The sequence below is a fragment of the Microbacterium sp. JZ70 genome (genome assembly GCF_053903225.1).
The window spans coordinates 1,715,880-1,732,601 of the sequence record NZ_CP096405.1; the positions used below are offsets into that span (position 1 = coordinate 1,715,880).

The window sequence follows — 16,722 nt, forward strand, 5'->3', positions numbered from 1 at the left end:
GCTCTAGCATGGACGGGTGACCGTCTCTCTCGATGACCTCCCCCTGCGCGACGACCTCCGCGGACAGCAGCCCTACGGCGCTCCGCAGGCGCCGCTGCCCGTCGCGCTGAACGTCAACGAGAACACGCACCCGATCCCCGACGAGGTCGCCGACGACATCGCGGATTCGGTGGCCCTCGCGCTGCGGGATGTGAACCGCTACCCGGATCGCGAGTTCACGGCGCTCCGCGAGGGGTTCGCGGAGTACCTCGGGCACGGGCTCGAGCCCGAGCAGATCTGGGCCGCGAACGGCTCGAACGAAGTGCTGCAGCACCTCCTCCAGGCGTTCGCCGGACCGGGGCGGACGGCGTTCGGCTTCGCCCCCACCTACTCGATGTACACGCTGCTGACGCGCGGCGTCGGCGCGACGTTCGTCTCGGGGGAGCGGGGGGCGAACTTCTCCCTCACGCCCGAGAGCGCGGCCGCGCAGGTCGCGGAGGCCCGGCCCGACGTCGTGTTCCTGTGCGCACCGAACAACCCGACGGGGACGCCGCTCGAGAATGACGTCGTGGAAGCCGTCTACGACGCGACCGACGGCATCGTCATCGTCGACGAGGCGTACCGCGAGTTCGCGCCGCGCGACGTGCCCTCGGCGCTCCAGCTGCTGCCCGGGCGGCCCCGGCTCGTCGTCTCGCGCACCATGAGCAAGGCGTTCGCGTTCGCGGGCGCGCGCGTCGGCTACCTCGCCGCGGACCCCGCGGTCGTCGACGCCCTCCGCCTCGTCCGCCTCCCGTACCACCTCAGCGCGCTCACGCAGGCGGCGGCCTCCGCGGCCCTGCGTCACGCCGACACGATGCTCGCGATGGTCGACGAGATCGTCGAGCAGCGCGACCGGATCTCGGCCACGCTCGAGGCGCTCGGCTACACCGTGTACCCGACGTGGTCGAACTTCGTCCTGTTCGGCGGCGTGGAGGATCCGCACGCGACCTGGCAGGCGCTCTACGACCGCGGCGTGCTCATCCGCGACATCGGCATCCCCGGACACCTCCGGGTGACCGCGGGGACCGAGGACGAGACGAGCGCCTTCCTCGACGCGCTCGCCGAGATCGGCCGCTGAGCGCGCGAGGAGCCCGGTCGGGTCGCGCCGGTAGAATCGGAGCATGACCCGTACCGCGCGCCGCACCCGTTCCACGAGCGAGTCGAGCATCGAGCTCGAGCTCGACCTCGACGGAACGGGCAGGAGCAGCATCGACACGAGCGTGCCGTTCTTCGACCACATGCTCACGGCGTTCGCGAAGCACTCGCTCACCGATCTCACCGTGAAGGCGACCGGCGACACCCACATCGACGCGCACCACACGGTCGAGGACACGGCGATCGTGCTCGGGCAGGCCATCCGCGAGGCGCTGGGCGACAAGGCCGGGATCTCGCGCTACGGCGACGCCCTCGTCCCGCTCGACGAGGCGCTGGCTCAGGCCGTCGTCGACATCTCGGGGCGTCCCTACCTCGTGCACACGGGGGAGCCGGCGGGCTTCGAGCAGCACCTCATCGGCGGCCACTTCACGGGCTCGCTCGTGCGCCACACGTTCGAGGCCCTCGCGTTCAACGCGGGCCTGACCGTGCACGTCCGCGTGCTGAACGGCCGCGACCCGCACCACATCGCCGAAGCGGAGTACAAGGCCTTCGCGCGCGCGTTCCGTCAGGCCAAGGCCCTCGATCCGCTCGTCGAGGGCATCCCCTCGACCAAGGGCGCGCTGTGAGCGGCGAGCGACCGACCGTCGCGGTGCTCGACTACGGGTCGGGCAACGTGCACTCCGCCGTCAAGGCGCTCGAGGCCGCAGGCGCCGACGTCGAGCTGACGCGCGACCGCGAGGCGGTGCTCGCGGCCGACGGGCTGCTCGTGCCCGGCGTCGGCGCGTTCCAGGCGGTCATGGAGCAGCTGAACGCGATCCGTGGCGGCGAGCTCATCGAGCGCCGCCTCGCGGGAGGGCGCCCCGTCCTCGGGATCTGCGTCGGCATGCAGGTGCTCTTCGCCCGCGGCATCGAGCGCGGGGTCGAGACGGAGGGCCTCGCGGAGTGGCCGGGGACCGTGACCGAGCTCGACGCCCCGGTCGTGCCGCACATGGGCTGGAACACCGTCGAGGCGGGGGAGCGCTCGCGCCTCTTCCAGGGGCTCGAGTCCGAGCGGTTCTACTTCGTGCACTCCTACGCCGCGCAGCAGTGGGAGCTCGAGGTCGATCCGCCCTTCCCGCAGCCCGTCCTGACGTGGGCGACGCATGGCGGCCGGTTCCTCGCCGCGGTCGAGAACGGACCGCTCAGCGCGACGCAGTTCCACCCCGAGAAGTCGGGCGAGGCGGGCATCCGCCTGCTCCGCAACTGGGTCGACGGGCTGCGTCGCGCAGGCTGAGCCGCGTCGACTTGGAGTCGGGGGCGGCACGGGTCTAGTCTCTTGACTCGTGCGTCGGCAGGAGATGCCTGCGAGCACGAGGTGACATGAACGATTTCGCATCCACTCCCGCTCTCACCCTCCTCCCTGCCGTCGACGTCGCGGACGGCAAGGCCGTCCGCCTGACGCAGGGCGAGGCCGGTTCGGAGACGAGCTACGGCGACCCCATCGAGGCCGCGGAGAACTGGAAGAGCCAGGGGGCGGACTGGATCCACCTCGTCGACCTCGACGCCGCGTTCGGCCGCGGCAGCAACGCCGGCATCCTGCGCAAGGTGATCAAGCACATGCGCGGCGTCAACGTCGAGCTGTCCGGTGGCATCCGGGACGACGCCTCGCTCGAGGCTGCGCTCGAGAGCGGCGCCCAGCGCATCAACCTCGGCACGGCGGCCCTCGAGAACCCCGAGTGGACGGCCTCCGTGATCAGCCGCTACGGCGAGGCGATCGCGGTCGGCCTCGACGTGCGCGGGACGACGCTGGCCGCGCGCGGCTGGACCCAGGACGGCGGCGACCTCTGGGAGGTGCTCGACCGCCTCGAGGAGGCCGGCTGCAGCCGCTACGTCGTCACGGACGTCACCAAGGACGGCACGCTGCGCGGCCCCAACATCGAGCTGCTCCGCGAGATGGCGCAGCGCACGCCCAAGCCGATCGTCGCCTCGGGTGGCGTGTCGAGCCTCGACGACATCGTCGCGCTGCGCGAGCTCGTGCCGCTCGGCGTCGAAGGGGCGATCGTGGGCAAGGCGCTCTACGCCGGTGCGTTCACGCTCGCCGAGGCACTGGATGTCGCGGGGTACTGACAACTCCGCCGACTCCGCCGGCGTCCCCTGGGAGGGCCGCCGGTTCCAGCCGAACCCGGCCGCAGGCGACGACGGCTCAGCCGACCCCGCCCTGTGGGAGGCGCTGACGTCGTTCCGTGCCGGGTCCGGCTCTCAGCGCGCGGTCGTCGACGCCCTGCGGACGGCGCGCGTGCTCGTGCCGCTCGTCGCGGAGAAGGGCGACGAGGGCGTCGGGCCGAACGGCCTCACGGTCGACAAGACCCAGGAGCTCTCGATCGTGACGGTGGCCGCGCCAGACGGGCGCAAGGTGCTTCCGCTCTTCTCCTGCGTCGACACCATGTCCGCGTGGGACCCGAAGGCGCGGCCGATCCCGGTTGCGGGCACGCGCGCTGCGCTCTCGGCGGCGGGCGAGGACACCGACCTCATCGTGCTCGACCCGACGAGCCCGACCGAGTTCGTCGTGCGCCGCCCTGCCGTGTGGGCGATCGCGCAGGATCAGGGGTGGGAGCCCGCGCCGGCCAATCCCGACGTCTTCCTCGGACTGCAGGACAGCGTGGCGGGGGAGCTCGCCGTCGTCGATGTCGGCGTGGAGGCAGGGGATCCGGGCGCGCGGCTCGCCGGCCCGGAGCTCATCGTGCGCCTGAAGCTCATCGCGGGCCTCGACCGGTCCGAGCTCGACGCCGTCCTCCAGCGTCTCGCGCGCCGCTGGGCCGCCGACGACCGGATCGCCGTGCTCGTCGACTCGCTCCAGGTCAAACTCGACGCCGCCTGAGACGTGGGGCCGCCGCGTCGGGCGTCAGACGACCGGCCCCGTCCACTTCTCGCCCGGCCCCTTGCCGGGGGCGTCGGGGATCGTCGACAGCTCGCGGAAGCGCAGCTGAAGCGAGCGCAGGCCATCCCGGATCGGCCGCGCGTGCATGTCGCTGATCTCGGGCGCCGCGGCCGTGACGAGTCCGGCGAGGGCGTTGATGAGCTTGCGCGCCTCGTCGAGATCGACGAGGTCGTCGGCGTCCGGCGAGTCGGCGAGACCGAGCTTGACGGCGGCGGCGCTCATGAGGTGCACGCAGCCGGAGGCGATGACCTCGACGGCCGCGACGTCGGCGATGTCGCGGACGGCGTCTGTCGCCGCCGACGCCTGCTCCTGCTCCTCCCATCGCGCGTGGCGCTCGGGGTCGAAGGGGGAGTTGTCCGCGGGAATGGCGCTCATGGTCCGCTCTCTGTTAGACTTCTGCGGGCTCCGGAGTGCTCTCCGGACGAAAGAGGATTCAGTTCCCACCCGCGCTTGCCGTTCCAGGCTACCGGGTCATGCACACTCCGCTCGCGTCTGCGCGAGTCGATCAGGGTGTCGAGCCGATGCGTGTCGTCGTGCTCGGGTGGATGCTGAAGACTCTCCCGCCCGCAGCCGCGACCCTCGCAGCTGCGGAGGCTCGAATCTCGCACCCAAGGAGTTCCGCATCAGCGATCCCCGCACCAACGAGCGCATCCGCGTGCCAGAGGTCCGACTCGTCGGCCCGGCAGGCGAGCAGATCGGCGTCGTCCGTATCGAGGTGGCTCTGCGCCTGGCGCAGGAGGCAGACCTCGACCTCGTCGAGGTGGCCCCCAACTCTCGTCCTCCCGTGGTCAAGATCATGGACTACGGGAAGTTCAAGTACGAGGCCGCCCAGAAGGCCAAGGAAGCACGCCGCAACCAGGCGAACACGGTCCTCAAGGAGGTCCGCTTCCGCCTGAAGATCGACCAGCACGACTACGACACCAAGCGCAAGCGTGCCGAGGGCTTCCTGCAGGCCGGCGACAAGGTCAAGGCGATGATCCTGTTCCGCGGACGCGAGCAGTCGCGTCCCGATCAGGGCGTGCGCCTGCTGCAGAAGTTCGCCGAGGACGTCTCGGAGTTCGGCTCCGTGGAGTCGCGCCCGACGATCGACGGCCGCAACATGGTGATGGTGATCGCTCCGCACAAGAACAAGTCGGAGGCGAAGGCCGAGCAGAACGCCGCCCGCGCAGCCAACAAGCAGGCGCAGCGCGAGGCCAAGGCCGCTCCCGCCGGGGAGTAGTCCCGAGAACTTCCCGCCGCGGCGGGTTGCACACAACGTCGCCCCGTGGGGCGCAGACGTAAGGAAAAGAAGAAGATGCCGAAGCAGAAGACCCACTCGGGCAGCAAGAAGCGCTTCAAGATCACCGGCAGCGGCAAGATCAAGAAGCAGCAGGCGAACATGCGTCACAACCTCGAGCACAAGTCGAGCCGCCGCACCCGCCGCCTGAACCAGGACCAGGTCATCTCTGGCAACGACCTCAAGGTCGTCAAGAAGCTCCTCGGTCGCTGACCGCGACGCACGTTCGTTAGGAAGTATGAAGAATGGCTAGAGTCAAGCGCGCAGTCAATGCGCAGAAGAAGCGTCGCGTCATCCTCGAGCGCGCCTCGGGCTACCGCGGACAGCGTTCGCGTCTGTACCGGAAGGCGAAGGAGCAGGTCACCCACTCGCTCGTCTACGCGTACCGTGACCGCCGCCAGCGCAAGGGCGACTTCCGTCGCCTGTGGATCCAGCGCATCAACGCTGCGAGCCGCGCCAACGGCCTCACCTACAACCGCCTCATCCAGGGCCTCGGCCTCGCGGGTGTCGAGGTGGACCGCCGCATGCTGGCCGAGCTCGCCGTGAACGAGCCCGCCACGTTCGCCGCGCTCGTCGACGTCGCCAAGAAGGCGCTGCCGGGCGACGTGAACGCGCCGAAGTCGGCTGCGTGATCTGACACGATCTCCGCAAGAGGGCGTCCCGTGAGGGGCGCCCTCTTGTCATGTCCCTAGACTTGACATGTGCTGGAGAATCCCCGGTCGCCGCGTGTGCGGGCCGTAGCGAAGCTGGCGAGGCGCGTCGCGCGCAAGGAGACGGGGCTGTTCCTCCTGGAGGGGCCGCAGGCCGTGCGCGAGGCGGTGACCTACCGCCCCGACGTGATCGTCGAGCTCTTCGCGACGCCGACGGCGCTCGAGAAGCACGCCGACCTCCGTGCTCAGCTGATCGACGAGGGCGTCGACATCGAGTTCGTCACCGAGCCCGTCCTCGAGTCGATGGCCGACACGGTCACGCCGCAGGGGTTCGTCGCGGTGGCGAAGCAGAACCCCACGGCGCTGAAGGACGTGTTCGCGGCAGAGCCGCGCCTCATCGCGATCTGCGAGGAGGTGCGCGATCCGGGCAACCTGGGCACGATCATCCGGGCGGCCGATGCCGCGGGCGCGGACGCCGTGATCCTCACGGGCCGCACGGTCGACCCGTACAACCCCAAGGTCGTCCGCTCGACCACCGGGTCGCTCTTCCACGTGCCGGTCGCGGTCGGCGCGGAGCTCGAGGACGTCATCACGCGCGCGAAGGGCGCGGGACTCGCTGTCCTCGCGGCCGACGTGAAGGGCGACGACCTCCTCGCGGCGCGGGAGAGCGGCGCGCTCGCTCGCCCGATGGGATGGCTGTTCGGGAACGAGGCGCGCGGGCTCGCCGACGAGGCGCTCGCCCTCGCCGACGGCGCGCTGCGCCTCCCGATCTACGGGAAGGCCGAGTCGCTCAACCTCGCGACCGCCGCGAGCGTGTGCCTCTACGAGACCGCGTTCGCGCAGCGCGCGGCCGGCTGAGCCGCCGTCGACCCGTTACAACTCGGTAAAGGCTCCCGCGTCGGTGTTCAGCCGATGCTCAGAGTGCGCCTAGGGTGGGCCCATGGCTGAGCCCCTCGTCGTCATCAAGGACGTGCAGAAGCACTACGGAGATTTCCACGCCCTGAAGGACATCGACCTCACCGTCGACAAGGGCGAGGTCGTCGTCGTCATCGGGCCGTCCGGCTCGGGCAAGTCGACGCTGTGCCGCACGATCAACCGCCTCGAGACGATCACGAGCGGCACGATCACGATCGACGGCAAGGAGCTGCCCAAGGAGGGCAAGGCGCTCGCGAATCTCCGCGCCGAGGTCGGCATGGTGTTCCAGTCGTTCAACCTCTTCTCGCACCTCACGATCCTCGAGAACGTGACCCTCGGCCCGATCCGGGTCCGCGGCATGAAGAAGGCCGACGCCGAGAAGGAGGCCAGGGCGCTGCTCGACCGCGTCGGCGTGGGCCAGCAGGCGTCGAAGCTTCCCGCCCAGCTCTCGGGCGGCCAGCAGCAGCGCGTCGCGATCGCACGCGCTCTCGCGATGCATCCGAAGGTCATGCTCTTCGACGAGCCGACGAGCGCGCTCGACCCCGAGATGATCAACGAGGTGCTCGACGTCATGGTCGGCCTCGCACGCGAGGGCATGACGATGATCGTCGTGACGCACGAGATGGGATTCGCGCGCAAGGCCGCGAATCGCGTCGTGTTCATGGCGGATGGGCAGATCGTCGAGCAGGCGACGCCCGAGGAGTTCTTCACGAATCCCCGGTCGGACCGTGCCAAGGACTTCCTGTCGAAGCTCATCACCCAGTGACGTACCGGGGTCGCGCGGCCACGCGCACGCGACTCGATCTGATCCACGAGAGAGGAAATCACATGCGAAAGTTCCGGAACATCGCGGGCGTCGGCATCGCGGCCGTCGCGCTGCTGGCCCTCGCCGGCTGCAACAGCGGGTCGCCCACGGGTGATGGCGGCACCGGCGGGGACGCGGGTGGCGACGGCGGCGACGAGGCGCTCTGGGAGGTCGCGAGCGACGTCCAGCTCGAGGGCAGCCCGACCTTCGATCGCATGACGGAGGCCGGCGAGGTCGTCATCGGCGTCAAGAACGACCAGCCGGGGCTCGGCTACGAGGACCCGGTGAGCGGCGAGCGCACGGGCTTCGACGTCGACATCGCACGCTGGATCGCCGCGTCGCTCGGATTCAGCGAGGACCAGATCGACTTCCAGACGATCCCCTCCGCGAACCGCGAGCAGGAGATCATCAACGGCAACATCGACTACTACGTCGGCACCTACTCGATGACCGACGCGCGCGACGAGCTCATCGACTTCGCCGGGCCGTACTTCATCACCGGCCAGGGCCTGCTCGTGGCAGCCGACGACGACTCGATCAACGGGCCCGACGACCTCGTCGACAAGGTCACCTGCTCGGTCACGGGCTCGACGCCGCTGCAGCGCATCCGCGAGGAGTACGGCGGCGAGGTCGTCGAGCGCGGCACCTACTCGGAGTGCGTCGAGAACCTGCTCCAGGGCCAGGTCGACGCGATCACGACCGACGAGGCGATCCTCGCGGGCTACGTCCAGGAGCGCCCCGACGAGCTGAAGCTCGCCGGCGAGCCCTTCAGCGAGGAGCGCTACGGCGTCGGCATCGCCGACGGCGACACGGCGCTCCAGGAGCACATCAACACCCTCTTCACCGAGGGCAACGACGTGTGGACCGCCCTGTACGAGCAGTACCTCGAGCCGGCCGGCGTCGTCGCCGAGCAGCCCGAGGTCGACTGATCCCGTGCGGGCCGGGGGCGGCGTCCCCGGCCCGCACCCTTGACCGCTGATCGTCTGGAAGGAGAACCGTGGGCGTCATCACCGACAACCTCGACCTGTGGGGCGAGGCGCTGCTCGGCACCCTCAAGCTCTTCTTCGGCGGCGGGCTGCTCGCGCTCGTCCTCGGCATCATCGTCGGGGCCATGCGCGTCTCGCCCGTGCCCATCGCCCGGGCGGTCGGCACGCTGTACGTGAACACGATCCGCAACACGCCGCTCACTCTCGTGTTCTTCGGGTTCTCGTTCGCGCTGCCGCCCCTGCTCGGGGTGCGGATGGACTACACGCTGCTCGGTATCTGCGCCCTCGGGATCTACACGGCGACCTACGTGGCCGAGACCATCCGCTCGGGCATCAACACGGTGCCCGTGGGGCAGGCCGAGGCGGCCCGTGCGATCGGCCTGAGCTTCGGGCAGGTCATGACGCTGGTCGTGATGCCGCAGGCGTTCCGGTCGGTGATCCCGCCCATGATGAGCGTGTTCATCGCGCTCCTCAAGAACACGACGGTGGCCGCCGGCTTCTCCGTGCTCAACCTCGGGTCGCTGCGCGACTGGATGAGCGAGCGCGGCGAGAACCAGCTCGTCGTGATCATCTGGGTGATGGTGGTGTTCGTCGCGCTCGTCATGCTGCTGTCGTGGCTGCAGCGGGCGCTCGAGAAGCGTTGGACGGTGTCGCGATGAGCGGAAGCGTTCTCTACGACGTCCCCGGGCCGCGCGCGATCGTCCGGAACCGGATCATCGGCGCCCTCACGATCGTGCTCGTCGCGGCCGTGATCGGATGGCTCGTGTGGCGGCTCGCGGCGACGGGCCAGTTCACGGCGTCCAAGTGGGAGGCGTTCACCTACACCGCGGTGTGGGCGCAGATCGCAGCGGCCACGGGGCGGACGCTCGCCGCGTTCGGCCTCGCGGCGGTCGGCGCGCTCATCCTCGGCTTCCTCCTCGCGATCGGCCGCCTGTCGGACCACGCCTGGATCCGCTGGCCCATCGCGACCGTGACCGAGTTCCTGCGCGCGGTCCCCGTGCTCGTCATGATGTTCCTCCTCTACTACGGGCTGCCGGTCGTCGGCATCCGGATGGAGAACTACTGGGTCGTCGTCATCTCGCTCATCGCGTACAACGGCTCCGTGCTCGCGGAGGTCATCCGGGCCGGCGTCCTCGCCCTGCCGAAGGGGCAGAGCGAGGCGGGATACGCGATCGGACTCGGCAAGTCGGGCGTGATGCGCCTCATCCTGCTGCCGCAGGCGATCCGCGCGATGATGCCGGTGATCATCGCCCAGCTCGTCGTCACCCTCAAGGACACGGCCCTCGGCTTCATCATCACGTACGAGGAGCTGCTGTTCTTCGCGCGCTTCATCGGCTCGCGAGCGCCGCTCGACTCGCCGATCGTCCCGGCGACCATCATCGTCGCGGCCATCTACATCGGCCTCTGCCTCATCCTCTCGGGCATCGCGAGGTACACCGAGAAGCGGATGAGCAGCTCGCCCAAGGTCCGCGGCGGCGCGCCCGATCCGCGTCAGCACGAGGACGCGACGGTCACGTCGGTCATCGCGCAGCAGGGCGCTGACCCCTTCGGCGAGGGCACGAGCGGCCGCTCGGCCTGAGCACGGCGCCCGTCGGCCGGCGTCGCGCCGGGCACGCGGCCCGCTTCTGGAATACTGGCCGCGTGCCTCTCCCCACATCGCGCTCCCACCGGAGCCCTCTGCGTCGCGTCGCGCTCGGAATCGCGGCCGCCCTCGCGATCGCCCTGCTTCCCGCCGCCGGCTCTGTCGCCGCTCCCGTCGCCGATCCGCGTTCCGCGGCGCTCTCGGCGGCCGCCGAGACGGATGTCGCCGACATCCCGACGCCCGAGGACGGCGACTACCTCGGATCGCCCACGGAGGACGAGGCCGACCCGGGAGAGTACTCCGCGCAGGACGACGCGGTCGACGCGGCGACGCTCGCCGGCTTCAACGCGGGCAACCTCATCAGCGACGCGAAGATGTACACCTCGGGCACGATGTCGGCCGCGCAGATCCAGTCTTTCCTCAACGGCAAGGTGCCGAACTGCCATCCGGACTACACGTGCCTCAAGGAGTTCGCGCAGCGGACGACGACGAAGCAGGCGAACGCGTACTGCGCCGGGACGTATCAGGGAGCATCGCGCGAGTCGGCGGCGACCATCATCTCCAAGGTCTCCCGCGCGTGCGGCGTGAGCGAGAAGGTGCTCCTCGTCATGCTCCAGAAGGAGCAGGGCCTCGTCACGCACACCTGGCCGAGCGACTGGCGCTACGACATCGCGATGGGCTACGCCTGCCCTGACGGCGCGGCGTGCGACGAGCGGTACTTCGGCTTCCAGAACCAGGTGTACATGGCGGCGTACCAGCTGCAGCGGTACGCCAAGGACCCGTACTTCAACTGGTACCCCGTCGGGAAGACCTCGCAGGTGCGCTGGCACCCGAATGCGAGCTGCGGATCCGGCCCGGTCCAGATCGCCAACAAGGCGACCGCCGCGCTGTACTACTACACGCCGTATCAGCCGAACGCGGCGTCGCTCGCGGCAGGCTATGGAGCCTCGTCCGACCCCTGCGCGTCGTACGGCAACCGGAACTTCTACAACTACTACACCGACTGGTTCGGGCCCACGGGCGGCGGGTCGGGCGGCAAGGCCGACCCCCGCGACAGCGTCGCGGTGTACCGCTTCTGGAGTCAGAAGTTCGACAACGCGCACTTCTACACCGTGAACCGATCCGAGGCCCAGACCCTCCACCGGACCGATCGGAACTGGACGTACGAGGGCACCGACTTCCGCGTGTGGCCGGTGTCCAACGGAAGCTGCCGCGCCGGAACGGTCGCCGTCCACCGCTTCTGGTCGTCGTCGTTCGCATCGCACTTCTACACGACCAACGCCCAGGAGGCGCAGAAGGTCCGCACCACCGACCGGAACTGGACGTACGAGGGCATCGGGTTCTGCACCGCCGCCTCCGCCAACCGCGACACGGTGCCGGTGCACCGCTTCTGGAGCGCGAAGTTCCGCAAGCACTTCTACACCGCGAACGCCGCGGAGGCGCGGCAGCTGCGCGAGGGCGACCGGAACTGGACCTACGAGGGCGTGGCGATGTACGCGCCGTCGTGGGGCCCGCAGCCGCCCGCGCTCTGAGCGCGACGGAGCACGGCGACCGGATGCGCCGTGCTCCGCGGGGCTCAGTCCAGGATCGCCTCGGCCTCGACCTCGACGAGGACGTCCGGCTCGAACAGGTAGTCCACCCCGATGGCCGACAGCGGCGGCAGCGGCCGCGGGATCCCGAGCTCATCGGCGACCCGCTCGATGCCCTCTATGAATGCCGGATACGACTCCGGGGTCCACCGCGTCACGAAGAAGCGCAGGCGCACGACGTCACCGAAGGTGGCACGTGCGCCGGCGAGACCTCGCGCGGTGTTGCGGAGGGCATGGGCGAGCTGCCCGGCCAGGTCGCCCGGCGCCACGGCGCGGCCGGCCTCGTCACGCGCGATCTGGCCGGCGACATGGACGAGGTTTCATGCCGGATACCGACCCGCTCCGACTCGCCGAAGAGCACCGCGATCTCCTCGACCAGCTCCTCGACAAGTGGTCGCTGCGGATTCTCGACACGCTCTGCGAGCGACCGCGGCGCTTCAGCGAGCTGCGCCAGGCGATCCCCGCGATCACCCAGAAGCCGCTCACGACGGCCCTGCGCCGCATGGAGCGCAACGGCATGGTCGACCGTGTCGTGCTGAGCACGCGGCCGGTCGCGGTGGAGTACCGCATCAGCGCCCTGGGCCGAACGCTGCAGGACCTCATCGACGCGCTCTACCGCTGGACCACCGCGGCGCTGCCTGCGGTCGAGGCCGCTCGAGCGGCCTTCGACAGCGTGGAGGACGAGGAGCTCGCGGTGCGGATGCGCCGATCGCCGAGCACATCCCGCTCCCTCGCCCGCGCTCTGAGCGCGGCGGAGCACGGCGACCGGCCGACTAGACTCGACTCTCGTGTCTGATGCTCCCGAGATCACGCCCGAAGGGGTCGAAGCAGCCGTCGCGGCCGCGCTCGCCGCGATCGCCGCGGCCCCCGACACCGCGGCCCTGAAAGCCGCCCGCGCCGCGCATGCGGGGGAGGGATCGCCCCTGGCCGCCTTCAACGCGCAGATGCGCAGCGTGCCGAAGGAGCAGAAGGCCGAGTTCGGCAAGCTCGTCGGGCAGGCACGCGGACGAGTGACGCAGGCCCTGGCCGCGCGCGAGGAGGAGCTCGCGCAGGCCGAGCTGGCCGCCCGGCTCGAGGCCGAGCGGGTCGACATCACCGCCGTCGCGAGCCGCACGCGCACCGGCGCGCGCCATCCGCTCTCGCTCCTGCAGGAGCAGATCGGCGACATCTTCGTCGGCATGGGATGGGAGATCGCGGAGGGACCCGAGCTCGAGCACGAGTGGTTCAACTTCGACGCCCTGAACTTCGACGAGGACCACCCCGCGCGCCAGATGCAGGACACGTTCTTCGTGGACCCGGTCGAGCGCCATCTCGTCATGCGCACGCACACGAGCCCCGTCCAGGTGCGCTCGATGCTCGAGCGGGACCTGCCGGTCTACGTCATCTGCCCCGGCCGCGTGTACCGCACCGACGAGTTCGACGCGACGCATCTGCCTGTCTTCACGCAGTTCGAGGGCCTGGTCGTCGACAAGGGCATCACGATGGCCCACCTCAAGGGCACCCTCGACCACGTCGCACGGCAGCTGTTCGGCGCGGAGGCGAAGACCCGCCTGCGCACCAACTACTTCCCGTTCACCGAGCCGTCGGCCGAGCTCGACCTCTGGCACCCGACCTTCAAGGGCGGCGCGCGCTGGATCGAGTGGGGCGGCTGCGGCATGATCAACCCCAACGTGCTCCGCGCGGCGGGGATCGATCCGGAGGTCTACAGCGGGTTCGCGTTCGGCATGGGCATCGAGCGCACGCTCATGTTCCGCAGCGACGTGAAGGACATGCGCGACATGGCAGAGGGCGATGTGCGCTTCAGCGAGCAGTTCGGGATGGTGGTGTGATGCGCGTCCCGCTTTCGTGGCTGCGTGAGTACGTCGATCTTCCGCAGGAGGCGACCCCCGAGGACGTCCTCGCTGCGCTCGTGCGCGTCGGGTTCGAGGAGGAGGATGTCGTCCGCTTCGACCTGACCGGCCCGATCGTCGTGGGCCGGGTGCTCTCCTTCGAGGAGGAGCCGCAGAAGAACGGCAAGACGATCCGCTGGTGCCAGGTCGACGTCGGAGAGGCGGAGCCCCGCGGCATCGTCTGCGGCGCGAGCAACTTCTTCCCCGGCGACAAGATCGTCGCGACGCTCCCCGGCGCCGTCCTGCCCGGACCGTTCCCGATCGCGGCCCGCAAGACGTACGGTCACCTGTCGGATGGCATGATCGCCTCCGCGCGCGAGCTCGGCCTGGGCGACGAGCACAACGGCATCCTCCGTCTCGTCGAGCTCGGCCTCGACCCGGAGGTCGGCGCCGACGCGATCGCCCTCCTCGGCCTCGATGACGCGGCGGTCGACGTCAACGTCACGCCCGACCGCGGCTACGCGCTGTCGATCCGAGGCATCGCACGCGAGTACGCGCACGCCACCGGCGCGGCGTTCCGCGACCCCGCCGAGCTCGCCGACGTCGCGTCGGGCGAGGGCTTCCCGGTGTCGGTCGTCGACACGCGGCCCATCCGGGGGCGCGTGGGCGCGACGGAGTTCGTCACGCGGGTCGTCCGCGACGTCGACACATCGAAGCCGACGCCGCCGTGGATGATCGCGCGGCTCTCGCTCGCAGGTGTGCGCTCGCTCGGCATCCTCGTGGACATCACCAACTACGTCATGCTCGAGCTCGGCAACCCGATCCACGGCTACGACCTCGACAAGCTCTCGGGCGGCATCACGGTCCGCCGAGCGGAGCCGGGCGAGAAGCTCGAGACGCTCGACGGCCAGGTGCGCACGCTCGACCCGGAGGACCTCCTCATCGCCGATGAGTCGGGCCCGATCGGCCTCGCCGGCGTGATGGGCGGTGCGACGACCGAGATGGGCGACGACACCAGGAACGTCCTCATCGAGGCCGCGACGTTCGACGCGGTCTCGATCGCGCGCACGGCGCGCCGGCACAAGCTGTCGAGCGATGCGTCGCGTCGGTTCGAGCGCGGGGTCGACCCGGCCATCCCGTACGCGGCGGCGCAGCGCGCGGTCGACCTCATGGTCGAGCTCGCAGGCGGAACGGCGGACGAGCTGGGCAGCGCGCTGTACGCCGAGCAGGTGTCCGAGGGGATCGAGCTCCCCGCGGCCTTCGTGCCCGGCATCGTGGGCGTCGACTACACGGACGACGAGATCGTGGGCGCCCTCGAGATGATCGGCGCCCAGGTGGCCGCCGTCGATGGCGGATGGCAGGTCATCCCGCCGTCCTGGCGTCCGGACCTCACCGACAAGTGGACGCTCGCGGAGGAGGTCGCGCGCATCCACGGGCTCGACCGCATCCCGTCGATCCTCCCGACTCCGCCGTCGGGACGCGGCTACACGCCCCTGCAGCAGGGGCGCCGCCGCGTCGCGAACGCGCTCGCGGCCGCGGGCTTCGTGGAGACCCCCGCCTTCCCGTTCACGACGCAGGAGCAGAACGACCTGCACGGCTCGGCGTCGGGAGAGCGCCTGCCGAGCGTCCGGCTCGCGAACGCGCTCGACGGCCAGGCCCCGTACCTGCGCCGATCGCTCATCCCGGGCCTGCTGCAGACCGCGCACCGGAACCTCGCGCGCGGTCTGACCGATCTGGCGCTCTTCGAGGTCGGCACCGTCTTCCTCCCCGAGCCCGGCATGACCTACGGGACCGACACCATCCCGCCGCTCGCCGTGCGACCGGACGCGACCACGCTCGCCGCGATCGACGCCTCCATCCCGGAGCAGCCGCGCCGGATCGCGTTCCTGCTCGCGGGCAGCATCGCGCCGAAGCAGCCCGGTCGCGCGGCCGAGGCCGCCGGACTCGAGGTCGCCCTCGACGCGGTCCGGCTGATCGCCGCGGCCGCGGGCGTCGAGATCGACGTCGTCCAGGGCGAGCGCGCCGCGCTGCACCCGGGCCGCACCGGCCTGCTCTCCGTGCGCGGCGACGTCGTGGGGTACGTGGGCGAGCTGCTCCCGCAGGTCGCCGACGAGGCCGACCTCGTCGGGCGGGTCACCGTCGGCGAGATCGACCTCGACGCCGTGCTCGATCGCGCGGGCGATCGCGTCGTCGCCGAGTCGCTGTCGACGTTCCCCGCCGCGACGCAGGACGTCTCGCTCATCGTCCCGGCCGATCTGCCGGCGGCCTCGCTCCGCGCCGCGCTCGCCGAGGGGGCCGGCTCCCTGCTCGAGTCGCTGCGCCTCGTGGACGACTACCGCGGTCAGGGTGTGCCCGAGGGATCGAAGAGCCTCACGTTCGCGCTGCGCTTCCGCGCACCGGACCGCACGCTCACCGCCGCCGAGGCATCGGACGCGAAGCTCGCCGGAGTGGCCGTCGCGAGCGAGCGCTTCGGCGCGCAGCTGCGCGACTGAGACGGCGCGTGCACGGCGAGACCCCGCTCCTGGCGGGGTCTCGCCGCATCCGGGATGCCGCGGCGCGCCGATGCTGCGATCTGCACGCGGGCGCGGATGGCCCGGGTCGCGAGACGTGCGCGTGCGCGTGCGCGTGGCCTCACGAGTCGGTCGGGCGATTCGGCGTTCATCGCCAGACCAGCCGCGAAACGCGGCGAACGCCCGACCGATTGCCTCAGAACGGGGCGGATGCCGGACGAGGTTCCCGCAGAACGCGGCGAACTCTGCCTCGATCGCCGCGAAACGCGGCGATGGCGTCGTTCGCGGCCGGGGACTGGCCGTTCGACCCCGCGTGGCGCGACTGGCGCCCCGATCCCTCATGGACGACGCCCACCCTCGCCGACCTGCCTGACTGACGAGCCGGCCATCCGCTCCGTGGTACTGTCGTCGGCATGACCTCGCCCGCGACCTCGCGCACGCTCGCTCCGAGCGCGCTCGTCGCGCCCCGACGTCGCAGCGGCCGCCGAATCTAGGCGACACCGCGAGACACTGCGCCTGCGCGCGGTCCGTCGGCCGGTGTCGCCGTCTC

At 70.6% G+C, this 16,722-nt stretch carries 19 protein-coding genes; 17 read left to right on the top strand and 2 right to left on the bottom strand.

All coding sequences use genetic code 11. The features are described 5' to 3' along the window. Positions 1–16 precede the first annotated feature (16 nt). The 5 genes from M1D46_RS07770 (at position 17) to M1D46_RS07790 (ending at position 3,970) form a co-directional block, all read left to right on the top strand. On the top strand, positions 17–1,096 hold the full coding sequence (locus tag M1D46_RS07770; RefSeq protein WP_282980027.1) for a histidinol-phosphate transaminase: 1,080 nt from the start codon (positions 17–19) through the stop codon (positions 1,094–1,096). Positions 1,097–1,139: 43 nt separating this feature from the next. Then, positions 1,140–1,739: an imidazoleglycerol-phosphate dehydratase HisB gene (gene hisB / locus M1D46_RS07775; RefSeq protein WP_271174261.1), complete on the top strand. Its 600-nt coding sequence runs from the start codon at positions 1,140–1,142 to the stop codon at positions 1,737–1,739. Continuing rightward, positions 1,736–2,386 (top strand): imidazole glycerol phosphate synthase subunit HisH, encoded by a 651-nt coding sequence (gene hisH / locus M1D46_RS07780; RefSeq protein WP_455968120.1) that lies wholly within the window; start codon positions 1,736–1,738, stop codon positions 2,384–2,386. The genes hisB and hisH overlap by 4 nt, the downstream gene beginning before the upstream one ends. Before the next feature lie 86 nt (positions 2,387–2,472). Beyond that, the gene (gene priA / locus M1D46_RS07785; RefSeq protein ID WP_271174263.1) at positions 2,473–3,219 is read left to right on the top strand and encodes a bifunctional 1-(5-phosphoribosyl)-5-((5-phosphoribosylamino)methylideneamino)imidazole-4-carboxamide isomerase/phosphoribosylanthranilate isomerase PriA; all 747 of its coding nucleotides are present in this window, start codon (positions 2,473–2,475) and stop codon (positions 3,217–3,219) included. Further along, positions 3,203–3,970: an SseB family protein gene (locus M1D46_RS07790; RefSeq protein ID WP_455968119.1), complete on the top strand. Its 768-nt coding sequence runs from the start codon at positions 3,203–3,205 to the stop codon at positions 3,968–3,970. The genes priA and M1D46_RS07790 overlap by 17 nt, the downstream gene beginning before the upstream one ends. A gap of 24 nt (positions 3,971–3,994) precedes the next feature. On the opposite strand, the gene M1D46_RS07795 is transcribed toward M1D46_RS07790, so the two are convergent. Continuing rightward, positions 3,995–4,405: a DUF1844 domain-containing protein gene (locus tag M1D46_RS07795; RefSeq protein WP_271174265.1), complete on the bottom strand. Its 411-nt coding sequence runs from the start codon at positions 4,403–4,405 to the stop codon at positions 3,995–3,997. A 280-nt stretch (positions 4,406–4,685) separates the two neighbouring features. Between M1D46_RS07795 and infC the strand changes: the two genes are divergently transcribed. The 9 genes from infC to M1D46_RS07840 all read left to right on the top strand — a co-directional run bounded on the left by infC (position 4,686) and on the right by M1D46_RS07840 (position 11,776). After that, on the top strand, positions 4,686–5,249 hold the full coding sequence (gene infC / locus M1D46_RS07800; protein ID WP_271174266.1) for a translation initiation factor IF-3: 564 nt from the start codon (positions 4,686–4,688) through the stop codon (positions 5,247–5,249). A gap of 75 nt (positions 5,250–5,324) precedes the next feature. Then, positions 5,325–5,519, top strand: a complete 195-nt coding sequence (rpmI, locus tag M1D46_RS07805) for a 50S ribosomal protein L35 (protein ID WP_259606271.1) — start codon at positions 5,325–5,327, stop codon at positions 5,517–5,519. A 32-nt stretch (positions 5,520–5,551) separates the two neighbouring features. After that, entirely contained in the window at positions 5,552–5,938 is a 387-nt protein-coding gene (rplT, locus tag M1D46_RS07810) for a 50S ribosomal protein L20 (RefSeq protein WP_271174267.1), read from the top strand. Positions 5,939–6,007: 69 nt separating this feature from the next. Then, the gene (locus tag M1D46_RS07815; protein WP_324011932.1) at positions 6,008–6,814 is read left to right on the top strand and encodes a TrmH family RNA methyltransferase; all 807 of its coding nucleotides are present in this window, start codon (positions 6,008–6,010) and stop codon (positions 6,812–6,814) included. Positions 6,815–6,896: 82 nt separating this feature from the next. Further along, complete coding sequence (locus M1D46_RS07820; protein ID WP_271174269.1) at positions 6,897–7,637, top strand: amino acid ABC transporter ATP-binding protein; 741 nt, start codon at positions 6,897–6,899, stop codon at positions 7,635–7,637. 62 nt (positions 7,638–7,699) lie between these two features. After that, a complete protein-coding gene (locus M1D46_RS07825) occupies positions 7,700–8,605 on the top strand; it encodes a glutamate ABC transporter substrate-binding protein (RefSeq protein WP_271174270.1) in 906 nt (301 codons plus the stop codon). A gap of 68 nt (positions 8,606–8,673) precedes the next feature. Next, positions 8,674–9,321, top strand: a complete 648-nt coding sequence (locus M1D46_RS07830) for an amino acid ABC transporter permease (protein WP_271174271.1) — start codon at positions 8,674–8,676, stop codon at positions 9,319–9,321. Next, positions 9,318–10,241 carry an amino acid ABC transporter permease gene (locus tag M1D46_RS07835; protein WP_271174272.1) on the top strand — a complete coding sequence of 308 codons (924 nt, stop codon included), beginning with the start codon at positions 9,318–9,320 and terminating at the stop codon, positions 10,239–10,241. The genes M1D46_RS07830 and M1D46_RS07835 overlap by 4 nt, the downstream gene beginning before the upstream one ends. Positions 10,242–10,303: 62 nt before the next feature. Then, complete coding sequence (locus M1D46_RS07840; RefSeq protein WP_456287077.1) at positions 10,304–11,776, top strand: hypothetical protein; 1,473 nt, start codon at positions 10,304–10,306, stop codon at positions 11,774–11,776. Between the two features lie 44 nt (positions 11,777–11,820). Here the strand turns inward: M1D46_RS07840 and M1D46_RS07845 are convergent, their stop codons facing one another. Beyond that, positions 11,821–12,102: a RidA family protein gene (locus tag M1D46_RS07845; RefSeq protein ID WP_456287078.1), complete on the bottom strand. Its 282-nt coding sequence runs from the start codon at positions 12,100–12,102 to the stop codon at positions 11,821–11,823. A gap of 53 nt (positions 12,103–12,155) precedes the next feature. On the opposite strand from M1D46_RS07845, the gene M1D46_RS07850 reads away from it, so the two are divergent. Genes M1D46_RS07850 through pheT form a run of 3 tightly spaced genes read left to right on the top strand, consistent with a single transcriptional unit; the run spans position 12,156 to position 16,154 of the window. Continuing rightward, entirely contained in the window at positions 12,156–12,629 is a 474-nt protein-coding gene (locus tag M1D46_RS07850; protein ID WP_456287079.1) for a winged helix-turn-helix transcriptional regulator, read from the top strand. Then, positions 12,622–13,662 carry a phenylalanine--tRNA ligase subunit alpha gene (gene pheS, locus M1D46_RS07855; RefSeq protein ID WP_271174276.1) on the top strand — a complete coding sequence of 347 codons (1,041 nt, stop codon included), beginning with the start codon at positions 12,622–12,624 and terminating at the stop codon, positions 13,660–13,662. The genes M1D46_RS07850 and pheS overlap by 8 nt, the downstream gene beginning before the upstream one ends. Beyond that, entirely contained in the window at positions 13,662–16,154 is a 2,493-nt protein-coding gene (pheT, locus tag M1D46_RS07860; RefSeq protein ID WP_456287080.1) for a phenylalanine--tRNA ligase subunit beta, read from the top strand. The genes pheS and pheT overlap by 1 nt, the downstream gene beginning before the upstream one ends. The last annotated feature ends 568 nt before the right edge of the window (positions 16,155–16,722 follow it).